21 protein-coding genes are annotated in these 23,396 nt (G+C 70.2%); 12 read left to right on the top strand and 9 right to left on the bottom strand.

The features are described 5' to 3' along the window. The first annotated feature begins 14 nt into the window (after positions 1 to 14). Entirely contained in the window at positions 15 to 1,214 is a 1,200-nt protein-coding gene (locus tag AACL56_RS33160) for an ABC transporter substrate-binding protein (protein ID WP_339094805.1), read from the top strand. Positions 1,215 to 1,235: 21 nt separating this feature from the next. Here the strand turns inward: AACL56_RS33160 and mug are convergent, their stop codons facing one another. The 3 genes from mug to AACL56_RS33145 form a co-directional block, all read right to left on the bottom strand. Further along, positions 1,236 to 1,844 carry a G/U mismatch-specific DNA glycosylase gene (gene mug / locus AACL56_RS33155; RefSeq protein ID WP_339094803.1) on the bottom strand — a complete coding sequence of 203 codons (609 nt, stop codon included), beginning with the start codon at positions 1,842 to 1,844 and terminating at the stop codon, positions 1,236 to 1,238. Further along, positions 1,844 to 2,890 (bottom strand): SLAC1 anion channel family protein, encoded by a 1,047-nt coding sequence (locus AACL56_RS33150; protein WP_339094801.1) that lies wholly within the window; start codon positions 2,888 to 2,890, stop codon positions 1,844 to 1,846. The genes mug and AACL56_RS33150 overlap by 1 nt, the downstream gene beginning before the upstream one ends. A 181-nt stretch (positions 2,891 to 3,071) precedes the next feature. After that, on the bottom strand, positions 3,072 to 4,070 hold the full coding sequence (locus AACL56_RS33145) for an AraC family transcriptional regulator (protein WP_339094799.1): 999 nt from the start codon (positions 4,068 to 4,070) through the stop codon (positions 3,072 to 3,074). A gap of 255 nt (positions 4,071 to 4,325) precedes the next feature. On the opposite strand from AACL56_RS33145, the gene AACL56_RS33140 reads away from it, so the two are divergent. The 10 genes from AACL56_RS33140 to AACL56_RS33095 all read left to right on the top strand — a co-directional run bounded on the left by AACL56_RS33140 (position 4,326) and on the right by AACL56_RS33095 (position 15,825). Beyond that, entirely contained in the window at positions 4,326 to 4,832 is a 507-nt protein-coding gene (locus tag AACL56_RS33140) for a sigma-70 family RNA polymerase sigma factor (protein WP_339094797.1), read from the top strand. A gap of 14 nt (positions 4,833 to 4,846) precedes the next feature. Further along, complete coding sequence (locus AACL56_RS33135) at positions 4,847 to 5,881, top strand: FecR domain-containing protein (RefSeq protein WP_339094795.1); 1,035 nt, start codon at positions 4,847 to 4,849, stop codon at positions 5,879 to 5,881. 94 nt (positions 5,882 to 5,975) lie between these two features. Then, positions 5,976 to 8,513 carry a TonB-dependent siderophore receptor gene (locus AACL56_RS33130; RefSeq protein WP_339094793.1) on the top strand — a complete coding sequence of 846 codons (2,538 nt, stop codon included), beginning with the start codon at positions 5,976 to 5,978 and terminating at the stop codon, positions 8,511 to 8,513. 103 nt (positions 8,514 to 8,616) lie between these two features. Beyond that, positions 8,617 to 9,789: an acyl-CoA dehydrogenase family protein gene (locus AACL56_RS33125; protein ID WP_339094791.1), complete on the top strand. Its 1,173-nt coding sequence runs from the start codon at positions 8,617 to 8,619 to the stop codon at positions 9,787 to 9,789. A 6-nt stretch (positions 9,790 to 9,795) separates the two neighbouring features. Next, positions 9,796 to 10,929 carry an acyl-CoA dehydrogenase family protein gene (locus AACL56_RS33120; protein WP_339094790.1) on the top strand — a complete coding sequence of 378 codons (1,134 nt, stop codon included), beginning with the start codon at positions 9,796 to 9,798 and terminating at the stop codon, positions 10,927 to 10,929. Further along, the gene (locus tag AACL56_RS33115; RefSeq protein ID WP_339094788.1) at positions 10,926 to 11,783 is read left to right on the top strand and encodes an enoyl-CoA hydratase-related protein; all 858 of its coding nucleotides are present in this window, start codon (positions 10,926 to 10,928) and stop codon (positions 11,781 to 11,783) included. The genes AACL56_RS33120 and AACL56_RS33115 overlap by 4 nt, the downstream gene beginning before the upstream one ends. A 59-nt stretch (positions 11,784 to 11,842) precedes the next feature. Beyond that, a complete protein-coding gene (locus AACL56_RS33110) occupies positions 11,843 to 13,366 on the top strand; it encodes an acyl-CoA synthetase (protein ID WP_339094786.1) in 1,524 nt (507 codons plus the stop codon). 1 nt (position 13,367) lies between these two features. Then, entirely contained in the window at positions 13,368 to 14,366 is a 999-nt protein-coding gene (locus tag AACL56_RS33105) for a phosphotransferase family protein (protein ID WP_339094784.1), read from the top strand. 5 nt (positions 14,367 to 14,371) lie between these two features. Further along, positions 14,372 to 14,689, top strand: a complete 318-nt coding sequence (locus AACL56_RS33100) for a DUF6285 domain-containing protein (protein ID WP_339094783.1) — start codon at positions 14,372 to 14,374, stop codon at positions 14,687 to 14,689. Further along, on the top strand, positions 14,686 to 15,825 hold the full coding sequence (locus AACL56_RS33095) for an acyl-CoA dehydrogenase family protein (RefSeq protein ID WP_339094781.1): 1,140 nt from the start codon (positions 14,686 to 14,688) through the stop codon (positions 15,823 to 15,825). Before AACL56_RS33100 ends, AACL56_RS33095 begins: the two co-directional genes overlap by 4 nt. A gap of 24 nt (positions 15,826 to 15,849) precedes the next feature. On the opposite strand, the gene AACL56_RS33090 is transcribed toward AACL56_RS33095, so the two are convergent. Together AACL56_RS33090 and AACL56_RS33085 are read right to left on the bottom strand one after the other, a co-directional pair. Beyond that, the gene (locus tag AACL56_RS33090; RefSeq protein WP_339094779.1) at positions 15,850 to 16,707 is read right to left on the bottom strand and encodes an alpha/beta fold hydrolase; all 858 of its coding nucleotides are present in this window, start codon (positions 16,705 to 16,707) and stop codon (positions 15,850 to 15,852) included. Beyond that, positions 16,704 to 17,264, bottom strand: coding sequence for a cytochrome b (locus tag AACL56_RS33085; RefSeq protein ID WP_339094777.1), 561 nt, complete (start codon positions 17,262 to 17,264; stop codon positions 16,704 to 16,706). The genes AACL56_RS33090 and AACL56_RS33085 overlap by 4 nt, the downstream gene beginning before the upstream one ends. A gap of 130 nt (positions 17,265 to 17,394) precedes the next feature. On the opposite strand from AACL56_RS33085, the gene AACL56_RS33080 reads away from it, so the two are divergent. Further along, the gene (locus AACL56_RS33080; protein WP_339094775.1) at positions 17,395 to 18,858 is read left to right on the top strand and encodes a glycosyltransferase family 2 protein; all 1,464 of its coding nucleotides are present in this window, start codon (positions 17,395 to 17,397) and stop codon (positions 18,856 to 18,858) included. A 106-nt stretch (positions 18,859 to 18,964) separates the two neighbouring features. Here the strand turns inward: AACL56_RS33080 and AACL56_RS33075 are convergent, their stop codons facing one another. The 4 genes from AACL56_RS33075 to AACL56_RS33060 are packed head-to-tail and all read right to left on the bottom strand — an operon-like array spanning position 18,965 to position 23,385. Further along, positions 18,965 to 19,660, bottom strand: a complete 696-nt coding sequence (locus AACL56_RS33075; protein ID WP_339094773.1) for a molybdate ABC transporter substrate-binding protein — start codon at positions 19,658 to 19,660, stop codon at positions 18,965 to 18,967. Between the two features lie 55 nt (positions 19,661 to 19,715). Further along, the gene (locus tag AACL56_RS33070) at positions 19,716 to 21,899 is read right to left on the bottom strand and encodes a xanthine dehydrogenase family protein molybdopterin-binding subunit (protein ID WP_339094771.1); all 2,184 of its coding nucleotides are present in this window, start codon (positions 21,897 to 21,899) and stop codon (positions 19,716 to 19,718) included. Then, positions 21,896 to 22,393 (bottom strand): (2Fe-2S)-binding protein, encoded by a 498-nt coding sequence (locus tag AACL56_RS33065; protein ID WP_339094769.1) that lies wholly within the window; start codon positions 22,391 to 22,393, stop codon positions 21,896 to 21,898. Before AACL56_RS33065 ends, AACL56_RS33070 begins: the two co-directional genes overlap by 4 nt. Continuing rightward, the gene (locus AACL56_RS33060) at positions 22,393 to 23,385 is read right to left on the bottom strand and encodes a tripartite tricarboxylate transporter substrate binding protein (protein WP_339094767.1); all 993 of its coding nucleotides are present in this window, start codon (positions 23,383 to 23,385) and stop codon (positions 22,393 to 22,395) included. The genes AACL56_RS33065 and AACL56_RS33060 overlap by 1 nt, the downstream gene beginning before the upstream one ends. Positions 23,386 to 23,396 lie beyond the last annotated feature (11 nt).

Here is a 23,396-nt window from a genome sequence, read left to right as displayed (position 1 = left end):
AGGAGAGTTCTTCCATGTCGCAGGCAAGCACCCCCACCGCCCGGTGGGCCATCGCCATCGCAACCGCCGTTTCCTTCGGCGCGCTGGCCACTCCCTCGCACGCACAGGCCGTCAAGGTCGGTCTCGCCATGGACCTTTCGGGCCCGTTCGCCGTCGGCGGCGCCGAGGCCAAGGCCGGCTTCGCCGTGGCGATGAAGCAGCTCGGCGGCAAGCTGGGCGGCGTTCCGGTCGAGTTCGTCGAAGCCGACACCGCCGGCAACCCCGAGACGGCGCGCCAGGTGGTGGAGCGCATGCTCATGCGCGACAAGATCGACCTGTTCACCGGCCCCGTCGGCTCGTCGGTCGCGCTGGCCGTCGGCCCGCCGCTGTTCGCAGCCAAGGTGCCCTACCTGTCGAGCAACACAGGCCCCAGCGACTACTCGGGCGCGCGCTGCAACCCGTACTTCTTCGGCGCGTCGTACCCCAACGACGCGTACCACGAGGCCGCGGGCAAGTTCGCCTCCGACAAGGCGTTCAAGAAGGTCGCGCTCATCGCGCCCAGCTATCCCGGCGGCAAGGACGCCATCACCGGGTTCAAGCGCACCTACAAGGGCACGGTGGGCGACGAGCTCTACACCAAGCTCGGCCAGCTCGACTACTCGGCCGAACTGGCGCAGATCCGCGCATCGAAGCCGGACGCGCTCTACTTCTTCCTGCCGGGCGCGATGGGCGTGAGCTTCATCAAGCAGTTCGTGGGCGCGGGCCTGTCGAAGGACGTGGCGCTCGTCTCCACCGCGTTCTCGGCCGACGAGGACATGATCCCCGCCGTCGGCGATCCGATGCTCGGCCTGTTCAACACCGCGCACTGGTCCTTCGACCTCGACAACCCCGCCAACCAGCGCTTCGTGGCCGCCTTCCGCGAGCAGAACAACGGCCGCAACCCGTCGTTCTACGCAGGCCAGGCCTACGACGTGCTGATGGCGATGGATGCCGCGGTGCGCGACGTCGGCGGCAAGGTCGCCGACCGCCCCGCGCTGCTGAAAGCCATCAAGGCGGCCAACTACAAGTCGGTGCGCGGCGATTTCCGCTACGGCGCGAACAACTTCCCGATCCAGAACTACTACCTGCGCGTGATCGGCAAGGACGCGAGCGGGCGCATCTCGAACAAGGTGATCGGCACGGTGCTGCAGAACTACCAGGACACCACCGCTGCCCAGTGCGCGATGAAATCCTGAGGCTGATGCGCGGGCAGCGGCTCAGGGCCTCTTCGCAGGTCCGGAGGCGCTCGCCACGCGCAACGCCTTGTACGCCGCCACGAGATCGTCGAGCGAGAACGCACGATTGAGTCCGCTCGGGTTCGGAAGGACCCAAGCCTGCGCGCCCGCGAAGGGCTCGGCCTGCCGGCCCCACGCGAGTTCCTGGCGGCCGGTCATTCCTGCGTACGCGGCCTTGCCGAGGAAGGCGAGGTGGCGCGGCCCGCAGGCCCGGATCTTCGCGACGAAGCCCTCGGCCGCAGCGGCGAATTCGTGCGCTGCCAGTTCGCTCGCGCTGGCGGTGGCGCGCCCCACGACCGTGGTCAGGCCGCAGCCCAGCGCGGGCAGCAGGCGGTCCTGCGCCGGCGTCATCGACACCGGCGTGAACCCGGCGAGGAACAGCACGCGCCAGAAGCGGTTGCCCCGGCCGTCGAAATGATGGCCCGAGGCCACGGCACGCCTGCCGGGGTTGATGCCGCAGAAGACGACATCGAGCCCCGGCGCCAGGATGTCCGGCAGGCCGTCGCCCCGGTGGTTGCCGCTCTTTGCGGCCGAGGTGCGAGCGTTCCGGGCCGACTGCATCGGCTGCCGGCCGGAGACCGGTGCGGGCATCACTTCGGCGCGAGAAGCCTGCCGCTCGCGAGCAGGTGGAGCGTGCGGTACGTCAGCACGGCGATGAGCACGCTGAGGAAGGCGAGCAGCGCCACGGCGAGTGCCGTCAACGCCGCGTTGTGCACATGCTCGGCATAGCGCAATGCGGCGTTGCACAGCGCGGCGATCGGGAAGCTCAGGGCCCACCAGCCGGCGGCGAACGGAATGCTTCGCCTGAAGATCTTGAAGACCAGCGCGAGGAAGACGAACAGCCCGAAGTAGAAGAGCATCGCCGCGAAGGTGTCGACGCGCTGGAAGAAGTGCGTGTAGGCGAGAAAGCCCACCTCGAAGGGCGCGATCAGGATCATCATCGACGGCACCATCTCGCTGGCGAGCTTCTCGTGGTGATGGATCAGCCGCGACATGATCATCGTGAAGAAGAGCAGCGCCATCGTGGTGCCTACCGCCATCGCGAACAGGTTGAGCTCGTGCGCCCAGGCCATCGGCATGGTGCCGCCGGCGACCGTGATGTCGAGCGTGGCCACGCCGGGAATGAGCCAGGCCGGCACCGCGTGCCCGGCATCGACCTTGCCCCGCAGCAGCCGGCTGACGATCGTGAAGGACAGCGCGATCGTCGTCGCCGCGCCGATGGTCCAGAGCACCTGCGAGGCCAGCGCGCTGACCGGCGCCACGACGGAGGAGATCAGCAGGATGGCGATGGTCACCGTGCCGAAGAAGTTGCCGGCAATCGGATGCCGGAACTCTCCCTGGACCGCATCCGGATGGCGCAAAACCTTGGCGCCGTAGGCCAGGCACAGCAGGATGAAGATGCCGACCGCGACCGCGCCGATCGCACCTTCCACCAGCGGGCTTGCGCCGAACTGGTGGGTGGCCTGGCGCCACGCCGTGGCGAGGCCCGAGATGCCCATGACGGAGGCGAAGAGATTGACCGGAAGGTGCCGGACGGATGCCTGCCGCGGGCTGCCCGTCCGGCTCGGCGTGGCGATGGTGTTGATGGTGGCTCCTGGTTGACGCGAACGCCGCGGCGCCGGCAAGGGCGTGCGCATCGCTGCGGCGGTTCGTGGATGGGAAGCCGAAAGTCTAGGGACGCGGGCCTCGCTGCGGGCAGGCGCGGCAGCGGCGTTCGGGCCATTGATGGACGCTTTCAGGCCACGGCCGACTTGCAGCGGGCGAAGCGGGGCGAACGCAAGGCAGTCCCGGCGAGCGTGAGGCCGGAATCTGAAAGGTTCAGTGCCTCGCGGCAGGAAGGCGCGAGGTGTCGCGCGGCAGGTGGCCGAAGCGTTCGCGGTAGCAGGCCGAGAAGCGGCTGAGGTGCGAGAAGCCGCAGTTCAGCGCCACATCCGTCACGCTCGCGCCGTCGTGCCGCGCGAGCTGCGCATGCGCGGCGTCGAGCCGCATGTTGCGCAGCACCTCGCCCGGCGACAGGTCGCGAAAGCGCCTGAACAGCAGCGCGAGGCCGCGGCGCGTCATGCCGGCGGCCTGCGCCACGTCCTCGAGCGACAGCGGCGTGTCGAGCCGCTCGCGCATGAATTCCTCGGCGCGCCGCAACTGGTGCAGGCTCGTTTCTTCCGAGCCGCGCCGCGCGTCGGCCTGCTGCCGCAGCACCGAGTTGGGCCGGTGGCACAGCAGGTAGAGCATCAGGTTGTCCTCGCAGTGCGAGAGCCAGCGCGGGTCGAACCCGTCGAACGAACTCGCAAGCCCGGCCACCATGCGGCACCACTGCGCGCCTGCCGCGTCGTCGAGGCGAAAGGGCATGTCGAAGTCGATCTCGCCGACGTTGCCGGTGCCTCGCAGCGCGAAGGCATGGCGGGCCACTTCCTGCAGCCGGCTGAGTTCGATCTTGAGCATCAGCTGCTCGCAGTCGGCGTGCCAGCGCAGCCGCACGGGCCTGTGCGCGGAAATGATGGCGCCCTGCCCCGGATGGATCTGCAGGGTCTGCGCGCCGGTGTGGACGTCGGCACGGCCGCGCAGCGGCATCTGCACCAGCACGAAGTTGCCGAGCGCATCGGGCTCGATGTCGACGTCGCAGCCATAACGCAGGATGCACAACGACAGTGCGCCCAGCTCGGCGCGGCAGAAGACGGCGTCGACGTTGCCTCGGCCCCACACGCTGCGATGCGGCTTCAGCTCACGGGCGACGCGCGCATGGGTCTCGTCCGCCTCGCGCGAACGGAAGACTTCGCGTCCATACAACGGGGAAAGCTGCTGGCTCGACCATGCGTCCACGGACACTCCTGCGGATCAAAGTGGGAAAGGCGAACAGGAAAGGATGCCTGTCGCACGCCGGAAATCTACGTCCGGCAACCGCTCGCCGCCATGGGAGTTGCCCGGGCGGCCCCAGCGTCGAGTGCAAGAACCTTGCCCAGCCGCAACAGCGCGCGGGGAGCGTCGCTAAACGATCTACTTGAGAATGACTTTCATTCATATAATCACCGCCCAGGTCCATGACGGGCCTCCCCGTCCCCTGTCCGCCCACGCCTCATGCCTGCCGCTGCCGAGCCCGCCCTGCACGCCCATGTCCACCTGCTCTACAGCGAACATCACGGCTGGCTGCAGGGCTGGCTGCGCAAGAAGCTGGGCAATGCCTTCGACGCGGCCGACCTCGCGCAGGACACCTTCGTGCGCGTGCTGCGCGCGCCCGGCCTCGACCGCGTCGAGGAACCGCGTGCCTACCTCACCACCGTGGCGCGCAACCTGCTCATCAACCATGTGCGGCGGCGCGCCATCGAGCGCGCCTACCTCGACGCGCTCGCCCTGCTGCCCGAGCCTGCGGCGCCGTCGCCCGAAGCGCGCCTCATGGTGCTGGAAACGCTGGTCGAGATCGACCGCCGCCTGAGCGGCCTGCCCGCGCAGGCCAAGCAGGCCTTCCTGCTGGCGCAGCTCGAGGGACTGGGCCAGGCGGAGATCGCGGCGGAGCTCGGCATTTCGGTGTCGACCGTGAAGCGGCACCTGGCCAAGGCCGCCATGCGCTGCTTCTTTCCCGAATGACCGCGGTGCCGCGCATGGGCCTCCTTCAGGAAGACGCCACCGGCCTGCCCCTGATGCAGGGCAGCGAGCGCATCGCGCCCGCCGTCGCACAGGAGGCCGTTCACTGGTGGATGGCGCTCAAGTCGGGCGACACCAGCACGGCGCAGCGTGCGCGCTGGCAACGCTGGCGCGATGCCGACCCCGCCCACGAGGCCGCCTGGCAACGCATCGAGCAGGTCGGCGGCCGGCTCGCCGGCATTCCGACGCCCGTGGCCCGGGCCGCCTTGACCGCAGCGCCTGCCTCCATGCAGCGCCGCCGCAGCGTGCAGCTGCTCACGGCGATGGTGGTTGCCGGCGGCACGGCGCTGGTCGCACGCCAGTCCACGCCCTGGCGCGCGTTCACGGCCGACCATGTCTCGGCCATCGGCGAGCGTCAGACCTTGCAACTGCCGGACGGCGGCCAGGCGATCCTCAATACCGGCAGTGCGATCAACGTGCGCTTCGACGCCGAACGCCGCGTGCTGCAACTGGTGCGCGGCGAGATCCTGGTGCAGACCGCACAGGACGCCACGCACCGCCCCTTCTACGTCGAGACGCAGGCCGGCTCGGCGCGCGCCCTCGGCACGCGCTTCACGGTGCGCGCGCGGGACGACGGCTCCGTCGACGTGGGCGTGCTGCAGGGCGCCGTCGAGATGCGGCCGCTCGATGCGCCGGCGCTGTCGCAGGTGCTGAAGGCCGGCTTCGCGGGCCGCCTCACGCGCACCCAGGCCACGCCCACCGGCGCGCTCGACGGCAACGCCAGCGCCTGGACCGACGGCATGCTGGTCGTCTCCCACATGCGCCTGGCCGATTTCCTGGCCGAGCTCGGGCGCTACCGCCTCGGACGGCTGGGCTGCGATCCGGCGGTCGCCGTGCTGCAGGTGTCCGGCGCCTATCCGCTGGACGACACCGACAGCGTGCTCGCTTCGCTGACCTCCGCGTTGCCGATCGAGGTGCACACCTACACCCGCTACTGGGTGAGCGTGCGGCCGCGCCAGCGGCATGCCGCCGCGGCACCGAAAAATAGTTGAGCTGTTTCGACGGGTGTCGCTGTCAAGGAAAGGAAGGGCGCGGTTGCCGCGCTTTTTTTCTTCCCGACATTCCATCCATCGAAGGTGATTTCCCATGCCGCAACGCCCCGGCCAGCCCCGGCCCCTTTCCGAAACGCCGCGCCTGCGTCCGCTGTTCCTCGCACTGCGCACGCTGTGCATCGCCACGGCCGCCAGCATGGCCACTGCCGGGCTGCTCGTGCCGCAGGCGGCATATGCGCAGGCCGCGCCAGCGCCCGACAGCCGTGAGCTGAAGCGCTTCGACATTGCCGCGGGCCCGCTCGAAGGCGTGCTCAACCAGCTCGGGCGCGACACCGGCGTGCTGATCACCTTCGAATCGAAGCTCACCGAAGGCATGCGCAGCCCTGGCGTGCGCGGCAGCCACACCGTGCAACAGGCCCTTGCACAGGCCCTCGAAGGCACCGGCCTCGGCATGGTCCGCGCGGCGGGCGGCGGCTACGCGCTGCGCACCCTGCCGGCCATGGCATCCACGAGCACCGCGGCCGCCACCGCGCCCGCCTCGGGCACCACGCTGGCCGAGGTGCGCGTGGTCGACACCGCCCCCGTCGGCGGTCCCACCGAGGGTACGGGCGCATACACCACGCGCTCGGCGAGCACCGCGACGCACTTCGCGCTGTCGCCGCGCGAGACGCCGCAGTCGATCAGCGTCGTCACCCGCCAGCAGATGGACGACCAGGGCCTCGTCAGCGTGCCCGAGATCCTCGACAAGACGCCCGGCGTGACGGTGGGCCGCAACGACAGCGAGCGCGCCACTTTCTACGCGCGCGGCTTCCCGATCGAGAACTTCCAGTTCGACGGCGTGCCCAGCACGCTGGACACGTCCAACCAGTACACCACCGCGATCGGCGACAGCATCGTCTACGACCGCGTGGAGATCGTGAAGGGCGCCACCGGCCTGCTGACCGGTGCGGGCTACCCGTCGGCCACCATCAATCTCGTGCGCAAGCGCCCCACCGCCGAGTTCGCGGGCAGCCTGTCGTTCGGCGCGGGCTCGTGGGATCGCCTGCGCACCACCGCCGATTTCTCCGGGCCGCTGAACGCCAGCGGCAGCGTGCGCGCGCGCATCGTGGCCGCGGCGCAGAACGCCAACTCGTACGTCGACTACTACAAGCGCGACACGCGCAACCTGTACGGCGTGATCGAGGCCGACCTCACGCCCGACACGCTGCTGACCGTGGGCGTCGACCACATGACCAGCCGCGCCGACGGCGCCACCTTCGGCCACCTGCCGCTGTTCTACAGCGACGGCACGCAGACCCGCTTCAGCCGCTCGCTCAACCCGGCATCGCGCTGGTCGTACTGGGACAACGACAGCACCAACACCTTCGCGAGCCTGAAGCACGACTTCGGCGGCGGCTGGAAGCTCGACGTGGCGGCGAGCCACCTCGACCAGTCCAAGGACGTGTGGTTCGGCTCGGCCTACAACGGCAGCGTCGACCGCTATACCGGCCAAGGCATCCGCATGCTGTCGGGCCTGTTGCCATCGGAGTCGAAGACCGACGCCGTCAACGTGGCGCTCACCGGCCCGTTCACGCTGGGCGGCCGCACGCACGAACTGATGCTGGGCGCCGGCTACTCGCGCCAGCACCAGCAGGCCGAGCTGCACAACACGGTCTTCACCACCGTGCCCAACTACTTCGCATGGGACGGCTACATCCAGCAGCCCGCCTCGCCCAAGCGCGCCGACCGCGACACCGTGATCGCCGAGAAGGGCGTGTCGGCCGCGTTGCGGCTGCGACCGGCCGACGCGCTGTCGGTCATCGTGGGTGCGCGCGCCAGCTGGTACCGGCTGCATGACCAGTCGACCGGCGTCGCCGGCGACATCTCGGTCGACGACGACCTGAACGTGCGCGCCAAGATCATTCCCTATGCCGGCATCGTGTACGACCTCGACCGCACCTGGTCGGTCTATGCGAGCTACACCGACATCTTCCATCCGCAGACCTACTACAAGGATGCGAACGACCGACCGATCGCGCCGCTCACAGGCAAGAGCACCGAGGTGGGCGTGAAGGCCGAGTTCCTCGACCGCCGCGTGAACGCCAGCCTCGCGCTGTTCCATGTCAAGCAGAACAATTCCGCGCAGTACGTGAGCGTGAACGACGACACCGGCAACGAGATCTACAAGGCGGTCGACGGCATCACCAGCAAGGGCCTTGAAATGGAAGTGGCCGGCCAGATCACGCCGTCGTGGAACCTGTCGGCGGGGTACACCTTCCGCACCTCGCGCCAGCCGCAGCAGCAGGACGTGATCCTGAGCGCGGTCAACACCAACCAGCCCAGGCACCTGGTCAAGCTGAACACCAGCTACCGGCTGCCGGGCGAATGGAGCAAGTGGGTGGTGGGCGGCTCGCTCACCTGGCAGAGCAGGACCTACTACGAGACCTCGGACGACAACCACTGGCGCGCCGACCAGCCCGCCTACGCGGTGGTCGGCCTGATGGCGCGCTACGAGTTTGACAGGCACCTGAGCATGACGCTGAACATCAACAACCTGTTCGACAAGACCTACATGCCGGGCCTGGGTTCTTACGGCACGGGGGTGTACGGCGATCCGCGCAATGCGCTGCTGACGGTCAACTACAAGTTCTGAGAGCGGCCGCTGGCGGATCGTCTTTCAATGAATGGTTGATCCAATGAAGGCGATCGGGCTATGATTCATCCAGCCAACTCCGGGCGCCAGCGCCCCGACAACGATGAATCTGGAACCGACCGCCAGCCAGGCTGCATTCCGTGCGGAGGTGCGCCGCTTCGTGAAGGAGCGGTTGCCCACCGACATCCGCGAGCGCCTTCGCCTGGGCCATCCACCGCGCAAGCAGGACACCGTCGCGTGGCAGCGCATCCTTCACGAGAAGGGCTGGGCCGCGCCGCACTGGCCGCGTGAGTACGGCGGCGCCGAACTCGGGCAGGCCGAGCGGCTGATCCTGCTCGACGAGATGTTCCGTGCGCCAGCGCCGCTGCCGCAGGTGTTCAACGTCGGCATGCTCGGGCCGGTGCTGCTGAAGTTCGGCACCGAGGCGCAGAAGCGCCATTTCCTGCCGAAGCTCGCCAACCTCGACCTGTGGTTCTGCCAGGGCTTCTCGGAACCGGGCTCGGGCTCCGACCTGGCCTCGCTGCGCACCTCGGCAAGGCGCGAGGGCAACGATTACATCGTCAACGGCCAGAAGATCTGGACCACCACCGCGCACCTCGCGGACTGGGTCTTCGCGCTGGTGCGCACCGACGGCGAAGGCAGGAAGCAGCACGGCATCTCGTTCCTGCTGATCGACCTGCGCACACCGGGCATCACGATCCGCCCGATCACCTCCATCGACGGGCAGCACCACCTCAACGAAGTGTTCTTCGACGAGGTGCGCGTGCCGGCCGGCAACCTGGTGGGAGACGAAGGCCGCGGCTGGGATTGCGCCAAGTACCTGCTGATGAACGAGCGCACCGGCATCGCCAACGTGGGTCTGTGCCGCGAGCGGCTCGACTACGCCCGCGAGCTGGCCGGCCGCCTCACCGAAGCCGGCCGGCCGCTGCTCGAAAGCCCGAAGCTGCGCGCCGAGATCGCGACGCTCGAGGCCGAGGTGCGTGCGCTGGAGGTGACCAACTGGCGCTTCCTGCTCTCGACGGACACGGCACAGAAGAACCCCGGCTTCGCCTCGGTGCTCAAGCTCAAGGGCACCGAGCTCCAGCAGGACATCGCGCAACTGCTGCAGCGCATCGCCGGCCCCGCGGCCATGGAGAGGCGCCCGCACGACGGCGAAGGCGCCGGGCACTGGGCCGGGCCGCTGGCCATGCGCTACTTCTACAGCCGCGCCGCGAGCATCTACGGTGGCACGAGCGAAGTGCAGAAGGACATCCTTGCCAAGACCATCCTCGGGTAGCCGCGCATGAACTTCGAACTCAATGACGAACAACTCGCGCTGCAGGACAGCCTGTCTCGCCTGCTGGGCGACGTGTACGGCTTCGAGCAGCGCCGCGCCATCGCGGCATCGGCCGCCGGATGGAGCACGGCGGTCTGGCAACGGCTCGCGGAACTCGGGCTCACCGCCCTGCCGCTGCCTGCGTCGCACGGCGGCTTCGGCGGCGGGGCGGCCGACCTGATGCCGGTCATGCGTGAGCTGGGCAAGGCGCTGGTGCTCGAGCCCTACCTGTCGTCGATCGTGCTCGGCGCCACCGCGGTGAGGCTGGCCGCCGACGAGGTGCTGCAGGTGCAGCTGCTGCCCGGCGTGGCCAGCGGCGAGGTGCGGCTGGCCTGGGCGCACGACGAGCAGGGCGCGCGGCATGCGCCGCTGTGGATCGAGGCCCATGCACGCCAGGAAGACGGCCAGTGGGTCATCGACGGCGCCAAGTGCAACGTGCTGCATGCGCCGTCGGCGCACCGCTTCGTGGTGAGCGCGCGCATCGACGCAAAGCCGGGCGACGCGCGCGGCGTGGCGCTCTTCCACGTCGATGCCAGGGCCGCGGGTCTGGCCTGCCGCGCGCACCGGCTGGTCGACGACACGCCCGCCGGCGAGCTCCGCTTCCAGGCCGTCAAGGCGCAGCCGCTGGGAGATCCGCGCAACGGCGCCGCCAACCTGCGCGTGCTCGAGGCCACGCTGGCCATGGGCACGGCCGCAGTCTGCGCCGACGCGGTCGGCACCATGGAAACGGCCTATGCGCTCGCCGTCGACTACCTCGGCACGCGCCGGCAGTTCGGCCGACTCATCGGAGAGAACCAGGCGCTGCGGCATCGCGCGGCCGAGATGCTGGTCGCTCTCGAGATGTCGCGCAGCATGGCCGTCGTCGCCGCCGTGGCCGCCGATGACCTCGATGCGCCAGGAGCGCACGCCGACCTGGCACGCGCCAAGCTGGTCATCGGCCGCCATGCCCGCGCCGTGTGCCATGCGGCGGTGCAGCTGCACGGCGGCATCGGCATGACGGAGGAATACGCGGTCGGCCATTGCCTGCGCCGCGTCACGCTGATCGACCAGCTGTTCGGCGACACCGAGGCGCAGGCCACGCGGCTGGCGGCCATGGCATGAGCGCATTCGAGGCCATCCGCTGGGACCGCTCGGGACCCGTCCTCACGCTGACGCTGTATCGGCCGGAGAAGATGAACGCCATGACGCGCGCGATGCGCCGGGAGCTGTGCGAGGCCATCGACCGTGCCGACGCCGACGACGCGGTGCGCGCCATCGTGGTCACCGGTGCGGGGCGGGCCTTCTGCGCCGGCTTCGACCTGTCCGAAGGTGCAGGCGCGTTCGGCGCACCTCCCGCACCCGGCGACGAACCGGACCGTGACGGCGGCGGCGTGCTCGCGCTGCGGCTCTTCGCCTGCACCAAGCCGCTGATCGCCGCGGTCAATGGCGCGGCCGTGGGCATCGGCGCCTCGATGCTGCTGCCGATGGACGTGCGAATCTGCGCCAGCGATGCGCGCTTCGGCTTCGTCTTCGCGCGGCGCGGCATCGTGCCCGACGCCTGCGCGAGCTGGTTCCTGCCGCGTGTCGCCGGCATCGCCAAGGCACTCGAATGGAGCCTGGGCGGACGCGTGTTCGATGCGGCGGAGGCTGCGTCGGGCGGTCTGGTGAGCGAAGTGTGCGAGCCGGGCGGGCTGCTGGCCCGCGCGCAGGCGCTCGCACGCGACATCGCGGAGAACGCGGCGCCGGTGTCGGTCGCGCTCACGCGGCAGCTCATGTGGCGCATGCTCGGCGAGAGCCATCCGATGGCGGCGCATCGCATCGAGAGCGCGGCGATCGCATCGCGCGGCACTTCGGCGGATGTGGCCGAGGGCGTGGCCTCGTTCAGGGACAAGCGTCCCGCGCAGTTTCCCGACCGCGTGAGCGACGGCATGCCTGCGCTCTACCCGTGGTGGACCGAGCCCCAGTTCCGGGCCTGAAGCCACCGCAACGCAACGCCACGGCCCCGACCACCCGCCGACCACGGAGACACGACGCCATGAGCCAGGTGATCCTCGACCAGCGCAGCGTGGAGCGCGACGCGCTCATGCAGCGTGCGATGCGCGCCGCCCGCGGCCTCCATGAGATGGGCGTGCGCGAAGGCGACGCCGTGGCACTGCTGCTGCGCAACGACTTCGCCTTCTTCGAGGCGCAGCAGGCCGCCGCCGCGCTCGGCGCGTATGCCGTGCCGATCAACTGGCACGGCAAGCCCGAGGAAGTGCTCTACATCGTGAACGACGTGCAGCCGAAGGTGATGGTCGCGCATGCGGATCTGATGGCACCGGTTCTGGCGCAGGTTCCGCCGGCGACGCAGGTCGTCGCCGTACCCACGCCGCCGGAGGCGATGCGCAGTTTCGGGCTGAGCGACGAGGCGGCTGCCCCGCCGCCCGGCGCCACGGAATGGAACGCGTGGCTCGAGGCCTTCGCCCCATGGGACGGCCCGCCGCTGCGCAGCCGCGCAACCATGATCTACACCTCCGGCACGACCGGCCGGGCCAAGGGCGTGAAGCGCGATGCCGCCACGCCCGAGCAGGCCGCGGCCTATGTCGAACTGCTGCGCAGCGTGTACGGCCTGCACCCCGGCGTGCGCGCGCTGATCGGCGGGCCGCTGTACCACTCGTCGCCCAATGCCTTCGCGCGTCAGGCGCTCCAGGTGGCCGAACTGCTGGTGATGCAGACCCGCTTCGACGCCGAGGCTGCGCTCGCGGCCATCGAGCGCCACCGCATCACCCACATGGTGGCGGTGCCCACGATGTTCGTGCGCATGCTCAAGCTGCCCGAGGCGGTGCGCCGCCGCTACGACCTGCGCTCGCTGCAATGGGTGACGCACACCGGCGCGCCCTGCTCGCCCGAGACCAAGCGCGCCCTCATGGACTGGTGGGGCCCGGTGGTCTACGAGACCTATGGCGGCACCGAGGTCGGCACCGCCACGCTCAGCACGCCCGAGGACTGGCTTGCGTTCCCCGGCAGCGTGGGCCGCCTCACGCCCGGCGCACGCATGGCGCTGTACGGCGAGGACGGCCAACCCGTGGCACCGGGTGCGGTCGGCGAGATCTTCGTGCGCGTGCCCGCCTATGCCGACTTCACGTACCACAACCATCCCGCCAGGCGCGCGGAGGTGGAACGCGACGGCCTCATCAGCTGCGGCGACGTCGGCTACGTGAAGGACGATCACCTCTACCTGTGCGACCGCCGCGCCGACATGGTGATCTCCGCCGGCGTGAACATCTACCCGGCCGAGATCGAGGCCGTGCTGCTGCAGTGCCCCGACGTGCGCGACTGCGCGGTGTTCGGCATTCCCGACGACGAGATGGGCGAATCGCTGGCCGCGGCCGTCGAGCCGATGCCGGGCACCGCGCCCGATGCGACGCAGCTGCGCGCCTTCCTCGAAGCACGCATCGCCCGCTACAAGGTCCCGCGCCGCATCGACTTCCATGAAGCGCTGCCGCGCGAGGACAGCGGCAAGATCTTCAAGCGCCGGCTGCGCGATCCGTTCTGGCAGGCCGCGGGACGGAAGATCTGACGTGACGGCTGCACACGACATCGGCCTGCGTCTTGCCGGCGCGCTGCAGCGGCATGCGGGACTGCATGGCCGGGTGGAAGACCTGCGGCGGCTCACCGGCGGTGCGACCAAGACGACATGGTCGTTCGACCTGCGGACAGCCGAGCGCGTGCACCCGCTGATCCTGCAGCAGGCACCCGCGAGGACCGACGCCGGGGGGCCGGCGGTGCCGAGGCTCGACGCCGCCGAGGACGCACGCACGATGATCGCGGCCCGCGCGCACGGCGTGCCCGCGCCCAGGGTGCTCGCCATCCTCGACGGTCACGACGGCCTCGGCAGCGGCTACATCACCGAGCTCGTCGAGGGCGAGACGCTGGGACGCAAGCTGGTGACCGACCCGGCGCTCGCGGCCGCACGCAGCGCCATGGCCGCGCAGGCCGGCGCCATCCTCGCGGCGATCCACGACACGCCTACGCACGGGCTTTCGTTTCTGCAGCGGCTGTCGCCCGGGCAGGAACTCGCGGCGTATGGCGAGCTGCTCGAACGCACCGGCTTTCGTCACGCCGCGCTCGAATTCGCGCTGCAATGGACGCGCCAGCACCTGCCCGCCGCGTGGCGCGACACCCTCGTGCACTCGGACTTCCGCACCGGCAACCTGATCGTCGATGCCGAGGGCATCCGCTGCGTGCTCGACTGGGAGATCGCGCGCATCGGCGATCCGATGCAGGACCTCGGCGTGCTGTGCATGAAGACCTGGCGCTTCGGCGCGGCGCCGGAGGTGGGCGGCTTCGGCGAGCGCGACGCGCTGTACGAGGCCTACGAGCGCGCGAGTGGAACGCCGGTCGACCGGGAGCGCGTGCGCTTCTGGGAGGCGTTCTCCAATCTCAAGTGGGCCATCGGCTGCGTGCGACGCGGACTGTCGGTGCGTGCCGACGGCAGCCCCGCCAGCGTGGAACTGTGCGCTGTCGGGCGGCGGATGGAAGAGCCGCTGTGGGACTTCTTCCAGCTGATCGAAGGCTGATGCCCATGTCCCATTCCATACCGCCATCGCAAACGCTGCTGCAGGCCGCGGCCCGCTACCTCGAAGACGAACTGCTGCCCACGCTCGAGGGCTACCACCGCTTCCAGGTGCGCGTGACGCTGAACGTGCTGCGCATCGTCGAACGCGAGCAGCGGTCGGCGCCATCCGGTTCCGATGCCACCGCATCGAACCTCGCCCTGGCCGAGGCCATCCGGTCCGGCCAGTTGCCCATCGACAGCCCCGGCCTCGCCGCGCAACTGCGCGCGGACCTGGGCGAAGCGCTGGCCATCAACAACCCCAAGTGGACGAAGCCTTCCCCATGAACTTCACCGAAGAACAGATTGCCTTTCGCGACAGCGTGCGCCGCATGGTCGAGCGCCACGTGGCGCCCATTGCCGCCGAGATCGACGAGAACGACCGCTTTCCGGAAGAACTCATTCCCGTCTACGGCGACATGGGCCTGCTGCAGCTGTGGGTGCCCGAGGCGTACGGCGGCCCGGGCGCGAACCTGACGATGGTGTGCATCGCGCGCGAAGAGATTTCGCGCGTGTCGGAATCGTGCGCGCTGATGGCCGGCATGAACACCATGTTCGCGCTGCCGATCATGCATTTCGGCACCGACGACCAGAAGCAGCGCTTCCTGCCGCTGCTGGCCGAAGGCCGCACCGTGACCGCCATCGCGTTGTCGGAACCCGACTGCGGCAGCGACGTGGGCGGCATGCGCACGCGCGCCGTGCGCGACGGCGACAGCTACCTGCTCAGCGGACAGAAGCAGTGGTGCACCTTCGGCAGCCGCGCCGACTACATCCTGGTGTTCGCCAAGACCGGCGAGCGCGGCGGCGCCGACGACATCAGCCCCTTCATCGTCGACGTGAAGGCCTCAAGTGGCCTCACCTTCGGGCGCAATGAACGCAAGATGGGCATGAAGGGCACCATCAACGTGCCGATCTACCTCGACAACGTGCGCGTGCCCGCCGAGAACCGCCTCGGCGAGGAAGGCAAGGGCTTCCGGTCGGCGATGCGCGCGCTCGACCTGAACCGTCCTGCCATCGCGGCAGCGTCGGTGGGCCTGGCGCAGGGCGCGCTCGATGCGGCGCTGGCCTATGCGAAGCAGCGCAGGCAGTTCAAGCGCGCGATCATCGAGTTCCAGGGCATCCAGTTCATGCTGGCCGACATGGCCATGCAGATCGAGGCCGCGCGCTGCCTCGTGTACGAAACGGCGCGCCTGGCCGACACCGGCGACTGGCACCAGTTGCCCAGGTTCGCGAGCATGGCCAAGTGCTTCGCCAGCGACGTGGCCATGAAGGTGACGACCGATGCGGTGCAGGTGTTCGGCGGCTACGGTTACGTGCGCGACTACCCGGTGGAGAAGATGATGCGCGACGCCAAGCTCAACCAGATCTTCGAGGGCACCAACCAGATCCAGCGCGTGGTGATCGCGCGCGAACTCATGCGCTGAGCCCGCGCCGCAGCGCGGCCCGCTTCAGCCGAAGAAGGCCGCCAGCCGCGCATTCACCTCGTCGGCGCGCTCGTATTGCGCCCAATGGCCGGCACCGTCGACCACCACGCCTTCGCGCATCGGCCCGGCACCCGCCAGCCTTGCCACCAGCGGGCGCGGGTCGGCGGTCACGTCGTACTCGCCCCACAACAGGAGCGTGGGCACGCCGAGCGCGTCGATCGCCTGCTCGAGGCCACCCGCCTGCGACACCTCCTTGCTGCGAAAGCGCGTCCCGTGGCAGGAGATGTCGTGGATCTCGAACGCCAGCGCGTCGATGGCCGCCGGGTCGTGGAGCATCAACGCGGCCAGGTTGTTCAGCAGCGCGGCGCGTTCGGCCTCGCGGTCGGGCGCGGCGCGCCAGTTGATCATCTGCGCCGTCATGCGCCGCAGCGTGCCGTGGCCGCCGCTGCCCACCAGTGCCAGCCGGCGAATGGCGCGTCGCCGTGCCGCGAAGCGCGCTGCCGTCAGCCCTCCGAAGGAGAAGCCGCCCAGGTCGATCGGCGTGCCCGCGCCGATGAGCTGGTCGAGCGTGCCGCCCAGCGCATCGAGCAGCGGCGGCAGCGTGTCTTGGCCCGGTGCGACGCGCGGCGGCGCGTCGGATTCGTTGAAGCCTGGCATGTCGGGCAGCCAGAGCGTGCGGCCGGCCGACAGCGCCTCGGCATTGCGCAGCCAGTGCATCCAGCTGCCGTGCCCGCCGTGCAGCAACACCAGCGGGGGCTTCGCGGTGTCGGTGCCGAAGCGGCGCCAGCGCACGCGCACGCCCTCATGCACCGGGTCGTGGTGGGTCGACAGCGCGTCGATGCGGGCAATGGTCTCGCGGGCCGCGGTTTCGGTGCCGGTCATGGCCACATCCGTTGCAGCTCGCGCTCACCGTCGAGGAACTGGTGCTTCAGCGCGCCGAGCACGTGAAGCGCGAAGATCACGTAGAGCACATAGCCGGCCCAGGTGTGCACACCGCCCAGCACGGTGTGCCAGGTTTCCTTGACCGTGGGCTCGATGGCCATGATCCAGCCGATGCGTGGCCATTCGAACAGGCCGAACAGGAACATCGGATGGGTGCCGGCGTCCTTCCAGGCCGAGTCGTGCATCCAGCCCGACAGCGGCAGCAGGATCATGAGGATGTAGAGCGCGCCATGGGCCGCATGGGCGCCGAAGCGTTCCAGCGCGCCGAAGGTGCCCGGCATGGCCGGCGGCTTGTGGGTGAGGCGCCAGAGGATCCGCAGGATCACCAGCCCGAGCACCGTGATGCCGATCGACTTGTGGGTATCGACGGCCGGGCGCACCCACTCGTCGGGATAGCGCTCGACCAGCAGGATCAGCGCGATGTTGACGGCCATGAGGACCGCGATCAGCCAGTGCAGCGCGATCGCGGTTCGGGTGTAACGGGTTTGTGCGAGCATGCGGGGAATTTTCGGGCGTGGAGCGACTCAGTCTGTGGCGCGAGCGATTGTCCAGGGTTTGCCCCGGGATTTTCGAAACCGCAGGCCGAGTTTTTGCGTATCAACGACCAGTTCGCCCGGGCACCTTCTCTTGAACGATCCTCTTCATCGCGCCTTCGCGGCCGCCTCGCCGCGCCTGTCTCCCCCCAGCACGCCGCTGCGCAGCTGGCTGATCCACGGCAGCGTGCTCGTGCTGTGGGCCCTGCTCTTCGCCATGGCCTTCAAGATCGGCAACGTGCGCGCCTGGTCGGTAGGCGTGGCCTACGTGCTCTACGACACCGTGCTGCTGCTGTTCGTCGCCTGGATGACGCTGCCGATCCTGCGGCCCCGACCCGCGCCGTCGCCCGCGGCCGTGGTGCGACGCAACACGCTGGGCGTGATCGTCGCCTCGCACAACGAGGCCGCCGTGCTGCCCGTCACGCTGGCAGCCCTGCTCGGCCAGGGCGACGCACCCGACCGCATCGTGATCGCGGACGACGGCTCCACCGACGGCACGGCCGAACTGCTGGCCACGCGCTACGGCCTGGTCGCACCGCCGTTGGGCGAACTCAGCGCCGCCAGCGCCACCCATCCGTCGCTCTACTGGCTGCGCCTCCCGCACGGCGGCAAGGCCGGGGCGCTCAACGCGGCCATCCTGTGCATCGACACGGACACCGTGCTCACCGTCGACGGCGACACCCTGCTCGACAGCCAGGCCATCGGCGCCGTGCGCCGCGCCTTCACCGAAGAGCCGAACCTCGTGGCCGCCACCGGTGTCATCACCCCGGTGTGCAGCCGCACGCTGGCGGGGCGCTGCTTCCAGTGGTTCCAGACCTACGAGTACATCCGCAACTTCCTCTCGCGCTATGCATGGATGCGGGTCAACGGCCTGTTGCTCATCTCGGGCGCCTTCGCCGGCTTCCGTACCGAAGCGGTGCGCGCCGTGGGCGGATTCGACACCGACTGCCTGGTGGAAGACTACGAACTCATCCACCGCCTGCACCGCCATGCCCAGGCCCACGGCCTGCCGTGGACCGTGCGCGTGCTCGGCGATGCCCAGGCTCACACCGACGCGCCCAGCAGCACCGGCGCCTTCCTGCGCCAGCGCCGCCGCTGGTTCGGCGGCTTCCTGCAGACCCAGTACTGGTACCGCGCCATGGTCGGCGACCGGCGCTACGGCTGGCTCGGCATCGCGATGCTGCCTGTAAAGGCCATCGACACGCTGCAGCCGCTGTACGGCCTGGCCGCCTTCGCCTTGCTGCTGGTCTACCTGGTGCGCGGCGACCTCGGCGTGCTGGCGCCGGTCGCCGGCGTGATCGGCGCGAAGATCGTGCTCGACCTGGCTTTCCACCTGTGGTCGGTGTACCTCTACCGCCGCTGGATCGGCCACAGCAGCGAGGCCAACTTCCTCCAGGCCTTCGCCGCCGCGCTGGTCGAGCCCTTCACCTTCCAGATCTTGCGCCACACCGGCGCCGCCTGGGGCTGGTGGACCTTCCTGACGGGGCGCGGCACGTGGGGAAGGCAGACGCGCGTCGGGCTGGTCGACGCCGACGGGGTTCAGCGCAACCAGCGCTGACGGCCCCGGTCGAAGCCCCGGGGCCGGCGTCGACGTGCGCGCCGGGCACATTGCGCGGCCCGTCCGCGCATCGGCATGAGCCCCGGCGCCGGACGCCGAGGCACGCTCAGATACCGAACCCGCTGCGCCGGCGCAGCGCCGCCGTCCCTTCGCCGGCCAGCAATTCGACGAACTTCATGGCCAGCGCGGGCGCCTGGGCGCGGGTGCACACGGCCGCGGTGTAGACCGTGTTCAGCGCGTGCGCCGCTGGCAGTTCGCCCACGAGCCGCACGCCGGGCGTGTACATGATCTCGGTCACCTGCGTGCAGCCCAGCATGCCTTCGCCCTCGCTGCGCGCGAGCTCGCGCATGGCCGTCGCGCCGTTGGGAAACTCGTGGATGCGCCCGGCCAGCGCTTCGGCCAGCCCGAGCGCCTTCAGCATGCCGGCGATGTGGATGCCGGCGCTCGACTTGGTCATGTCGGGCACGTAGAGGCCGCGCGCCGCGGCGAGCGTGGCCTTCAGCGCCTCGGGCGTGCCCACCGCGGCCTCGGGGGTGCCTTCGCGCACCGCGATGCCGGTGGCCACGGGGCCGAGCGCCCGCGCGCTGCCGGGCACGACATGGCCCTGCGCGGCGAGCTGGTCGATCAGCGCGGCGGACAGCACGAGCAGGTCGCAGGGCTCGCCGGCCAGCAGCTTGTCGCGCATGGTGCCGACGGCGCCGAAGGTCGGCGCGAGGGTGCAGCCGTTGGCGCTCTCGAAGTCCTGTTGCAGGCCGGTCACCACCGCCTGTGCGGCGCCGCCGCTGAAAAGGGTCAGATTCATGGTTGTTCCATCGATGTCGAGAAAATCGGAAGGCCGTGCGTCAACGGCGCGCGGCTCATGCGTGCGCGCCTTCCATGGCCTCCATGGCCTGCACGATGCGCTCGGGCTGCATCGGCAGGTCGCGCACGCGCACGCCGAGCGCGTCGAACACCGCGTTCGCGATGGCCGCGGCCGTGGGGCCCAGCGAGGCCTCGCCCGCGCCGAGCGAGGCGAAGCCGTCGGCCGGCAGCACCTGCACGTCGATCTGCGGCACGTCGGGGAAACGCAGGATCGGGTAGTCCTCCCAGCCCAGGTCGCACATGCGCATGCGGTCGAAGTGCGCGGCTTCCATCAGCGCCCAGCTGGTGGCCTGCAACGCGCCGCCTTCGATCTGCTGGCGCACGCCGTCCGGATTGACGGCGAGGCCGACGTCCACCGAGATGTGAAGCCGCCGCACGCGCACGCGCTCCTCGACTTCCACCTCGGCGACCACCGCGCAGTAGGCGCCGGTGTTCTTGTAGCGCGCGAAGCCGATGCCCCGGCCGCGGCCTTCGCCGGCCGGCGTCTCGCGAGGCTGCCAGCCGGCCTGCGCGGCCACGGCCTGCAGCACCGCGACGGCCCGCGCATCGCCGAGCTGGGCGACGCGGTAGGCGAGCGGATCGGTGCCGCCGCACAGCGCGAGCTCGTCCATGAAGGACTCGATGGCGAACACGTTCGCGAAGGCGCCGAGCGCTCGCAGCGCCGAGGTGCGCATCGGCACATCGAGCACGCGCCGGCAGACGACGTCGAACGAGGGAAAGGCATAGAGCGGATCGGCGTTGCGGTCGCCTCCGCCGCCGGCCGCGCGCGGCGCATCGGTCGAGGCCACGCGTTCGAAAGGCCGCGCCAGGTACCAGCTGCCGAGCAGCGTGGGCGTGGCCCCTCGGCCGGGCCGAAGGCCATGGCCCGGGCTCCACGACCGGTGCCGCCAGGCGACCACGCGGCCCGACGCGTCGAGGTCGGCCTCGAGGTCGATCGCCATCGCCGGGCCGACCGGCGACCAGCACAGCTCGTCCGCGCGCGACCACTGCACGCGCACCGGCCGGCCGGCACAGCCGCGCGCGAGCCAGGCGGCGTCGAAGGCGACGTCGTCCGCACCGTTGTGGCCGTAGCAGCCGGCGCCCTGCACGTACTGCACGCGGACGCACTCGGGCGGCAGGCCGAAGGCCACGCAGAGATCCTTGTGCAGGTTGTAGATGCCCTGGCTGTGGCTCCAGACCTGCATCGCACCAGGGTCGCCGGGGTCGTGCAGCGCGAGCGCGCACGAAGGCCCGATGGACGCGTGCCGGATGAACGGCCTCGAATACGAAGCACGCACCGTCTTCGCAGCCGGCGCCGCCTCCACCCCGGAATGCGCGCCGAGTTCCACGGCCGTGAACGGCAGCGACTGCAGCCAGGGCCGCAGCGCCGACGCGTCGGGCAGGCGCTCGGCCTCGCGCCATGCCGCGAGGCTGGCGAGGCGCGCCGCGGCCCGCTCGGCCAGGGATTCGGTCTCGGCCACCACGCCGAGCTGCGAGCCATCGCGCAGCACGGCAAGCACGCCCGGCCAGGCGCTCACCTGTTCGCTGCGGCACTCCACGAGTTGCGCGTGCGGCGATGGCGGCCGCACCATGCGCCCGTGTGCCATGCGCGACAGCACCATGTCGTGGATGAACATGAACTCGCCGAAGACCTTCTCGGCGATGTCGTCGCGCGGCTGCGAACGGCCGACGATCCGGTAGTCGGCCGCCCGCTTGGGCGTGGCGCCGGGCGCGGCGTCCACGTCGAACAGGGCCCGGCCGTCCGCCGCCTCGATGTCCCAGTAGCTGGAGATGCGCTCGCTGCCGTGGAGGATCTCGCCGCCGGCCACGCGCAATGCCGAGGGCCGCAAGCCGTGCAGCGCCGCCGCACGCTCCAGCAGGATGGCACGGGCCTGCGCACACGCATGGCGCAGCGCGGCGCCCGAATGCTGCACCGACAGGCTGCCCGAGGTCATCGCCTCGTCGGGGCTGGTGCCGGTGACGGCGGGCACCATGCGCACCTGTGCAATGTCGAGGTCGAGCTCTTCCGCCACGACCTGCGCCAGCGCGCCGAGGATGCCCTGGCCCAGCTCGACCTTGCCCGAATGCACGGCCACATGCCCGGCAGGATCGATGCGCAGCCAGGTCGACAGCCGCGGGTTGGCCTGCAGGCTCGCCGGCAATGCGGGTGCTGCGGGCATTGCCGGCGCGCTGCCGCTCATGCAGCAGCTCCGGTCGTTGCCGCGCGGGCGATCGCGCGCATCACGCGCGGATGCGTGCCGCAGCGGCACAGGTTGCGCGCCATGCCTTCGCGGATCTGCGCTTCGTCCGGACGCGGATGGCGCTGCAGCAGCGCCACCGCCGACACCAGCATGCCCGAGGTGCAGTAGCCGCACTGCGCGGCCTGCTCGGCGATGAAGGCGCTCTGCACCGGATGCGGCGCCGCGCGGGTGCCCAGGCCTTCCACGGTCTGCACGCGCTTGTGCTCCAGCGACCACATCGGCATATCACAGCTCGGCACAGCCCGGTCGTCGACCAGCACCATGCAGGCGCCGCACTCGCCGGCGCCGCAGCCGAAATGGCTGGCGCGCAGGCCGAGGTCGTTGCGCAGGACGTCGAGCAGCGTGCGCTGCGGGTCCACCTGCAGCGTGCGCGGCACGCCATTCACGGTGAGCGCGATCGCAACCGCGCCGGGCTCGGCCACGTCGCCCGCCATCAATCCACCGTGATGTGGGCCGACTCGACGATCTTGCGCCACTTCGCGATGTCCTGGTTCAGGTACTGCGTGAAGGCGGCGGGCGACATCGTCATGCCGTCGATGCCGCTCCTGGCCCACAGCGCGCGCGTGGCCGGGTCCTGCACGACCTTGGCGATCTTCTGGTTGAGCGAATCGACGATCGGCTGCGGCGTGCCCTTGGGCGCGAGGATGCCGAGCCACAGCGTGGCGGTGTAGTCGGGCAGGCCCAGCTCGGCCATGGTCGGCACGTCGGGCATCACGCCCGAGCGCGCCTTGCCGGTGGTGGCCAGCGCGCGCACCTTCCCGGTGGCGATCAGGTCGGTCATGGTGCTGACCGCGTCGAACATCATGTCGACCTGGCCGCCGAGCACGTCGGTGCGCGCGCCGCCGCTGCTCTTGTAGGGAATGTGCACGACGTCGATGCCCGCCATGCTCTTGAAGAGCTCGCCGGCCATGTGGTACGGCGTGCCCGTGCCCGAGGACGCGTAGTTGAGCTTGCCGGGCGCGGCCTTGGCCTGCCGCACGAGTTCGGGCAGCGTCTTCGGCGCCAGGCCCGAGCGCACCACCAGCACCAGCGGCGCCTCGTTCACCGGCGCCACGGCAACGAAGTCGCGCATGAGCTCGTAGGGCTTCTGGCGCAGCAGCGATTCGTTCACGGTCTGCGTGTTCGACATCATCAGGAGCGTGTAGCCGTCGGGCGGTGCCTTGGCCACGAACTGCGTGCCGATCACCGCGCCCGCGCCGGGCCGGTTCTCAACAATGAACGACTTGCCGGTCTCGCGGCCCAGCTTCTCGGCCAGCACGCGCGCGTACACGTCGGCCGAGCCGCCCGGCCCGAAGGGCACGACGATGGTCACCGGACGCGAAGGGTACCCCGACGCGTCCTCCGCGCGGGCGGCTGCGCCCTGCCCCAGCGACAAGGCGGCGAGCGCCACCGCGGCGAACCCGCGCACCGATTCTTTTTTCCACATGGCTTGTCTCC

The sequence above is a fragment of the Variovorax paradoxus genome, assembly GCF_902712855.1.
Classification (GTDB): Bacteria; Pseudomonadota; Gammaproteobacteria; order Burkholderiales; family Burkholderiaceae_C; genus Variovorax; species Variovorax paradoxus_Q.
Note: the sequence above shows the minus strand (reverse complement) of the source record. Positions and strands in the feature narration are given on the sequence as shown.

What these genes read in the sequence shown, in the direction of transcription:
- AACL56_RS33160 (WP_339094805.1), top strand. Translation starts at nt 15, where the DNA reads ATGTCGCAGGCAAGCACCCCCACCGCCCGGTGGGCCATCGCCATCGCA.
- mug (WP_339094803.1), bottom strand. Translation starts at nt 1,844, where the DNA reads ATGCCCGCACCGGTCTCCGGCCGGCAGCCGATGCAGTCGGCCCGGAAC.
- AACL56_RS33150 (WP_339094801.1), bottom strand. Translation starts at nt 2,890, where the DNA reads ATGCGCACGCCCTTGCCGGCGCCGCGGCGTTCGCGTCAACCAGGAGCC.
- AACL56_RS33140 (WP_339094797.1), top strand. Translation starts at nt 4,326, where the DNA reads ATGCCTGCCGCTGCCGAGCCCGCCCTGCACGCCCATGTCCACCTGCTC.
- AACL56_RS33135 (WP_339094795.1), top strand. Translation starts at nt 4,847, where the DNA reads ATGGGCCTCCTTCAGGAAGACGCCACCGGCCTGCCCCTGATGCAGGGC.
- AACL56_RS33130 (WP_339094793.1), top strand. Translation starts at nt 5,976, where the DNA reads ATGCCGCAACGCCCCGGCCAGCCCCGGCCCCTTTCCGAAACGCCGCGC.
- AACL56_RS33125 (WP_339094791.1), top strand. Translation starts at nt 8,617, where the DNA reads ATGAATCTGGAACCGACCGCCAGCCAGGCTGCATTCCGTGCGGAGGTG.
- AACL56_RS33120 (WP_339094790.1), top strand. Translation starts at nt 9,796, where the DNA reads ATGAACTTCGAACTCAATGACGAACAACTCGCGCTGCAGGACAGCCTG.
- AACL56_RS33115 (WP_339094788.1), top strand. Translation starts at nt 10,926, where the DNA reads ATGAGCGCATTCGAGGCCATCCGCTGGGACCGCTCGGGACCCGTCCTC.
- AACL56_RS33110 (WP_339094786.1), top strand. Translation starts at nt 11,843, where the DNA reads ATGAGCCAGGTGATCCTCGACCAGCGCAGCGTGGAGCGCGACGCGCTC.
- AACL56_RS33100 (WP_339094783.1), top strand. Translation starts at nt 14,372, where the DNA reads ATGTCCCATTCCATACCGCCATCGCAAACGCTGCTGCAGGCCGCGGCC.
- AACL56_RS33095 (WP_339094781.1), top strand. Translation starts at nt 14,686, where the DNA reads ATGAACTTCACCGAAGAACAGATTGCCTTTCGCGACAGCGTGCGCCGC.
- AACL56_RS33090 (WP_339094779.1), bottom strand. Translation starts at nt 16,707, where the DNA reads ATGACCGGCACCGAAACCGCGGCCCGCGAGACCATTGCCCGCATCGAC.
- AACL56_RS33085 (WP_339094777.1), bottom strand. Translation starts at nt 17,264, where the DNA reads ATGCTCGCACAAACCCGTTACACCCGAACCGCGATCGCGCTGCACTGG.
- AACL56_RS33075 (WP_339094773.1), bottom strand. Translation starts at nt 19,660, where the DNA reads ATGAATCTGACCCTTTTCAGCGGCGGCGCCGCACAGGCGGTGGTGACC.
- AACL56_RS33070 (WP_339094771.1), bottom strand. Translation starts at nt 21,899, where the DNA reads ATGAGCGGCAGCGCGCCGGCAATGCCCGCAGCACCCGCATTGCCGGCG.
- AACL56_RS33065 (WP_339094769.1), bottom strand. Translation starts at nt 22,393, where the DNA reads ATGGCGGGCGACGTGGCCGAGCCCGGCGCGGTTGCGATCGCGCTCACC.
- AACL56_RS33060 (WP_339094767.1), bottom strand. Translation starts at nt 23,385, where the DNA reads ATGTGGAAAAAAGAATCGGTGCGCGGGTTCGCCGCGGTGGCGCTCGCC.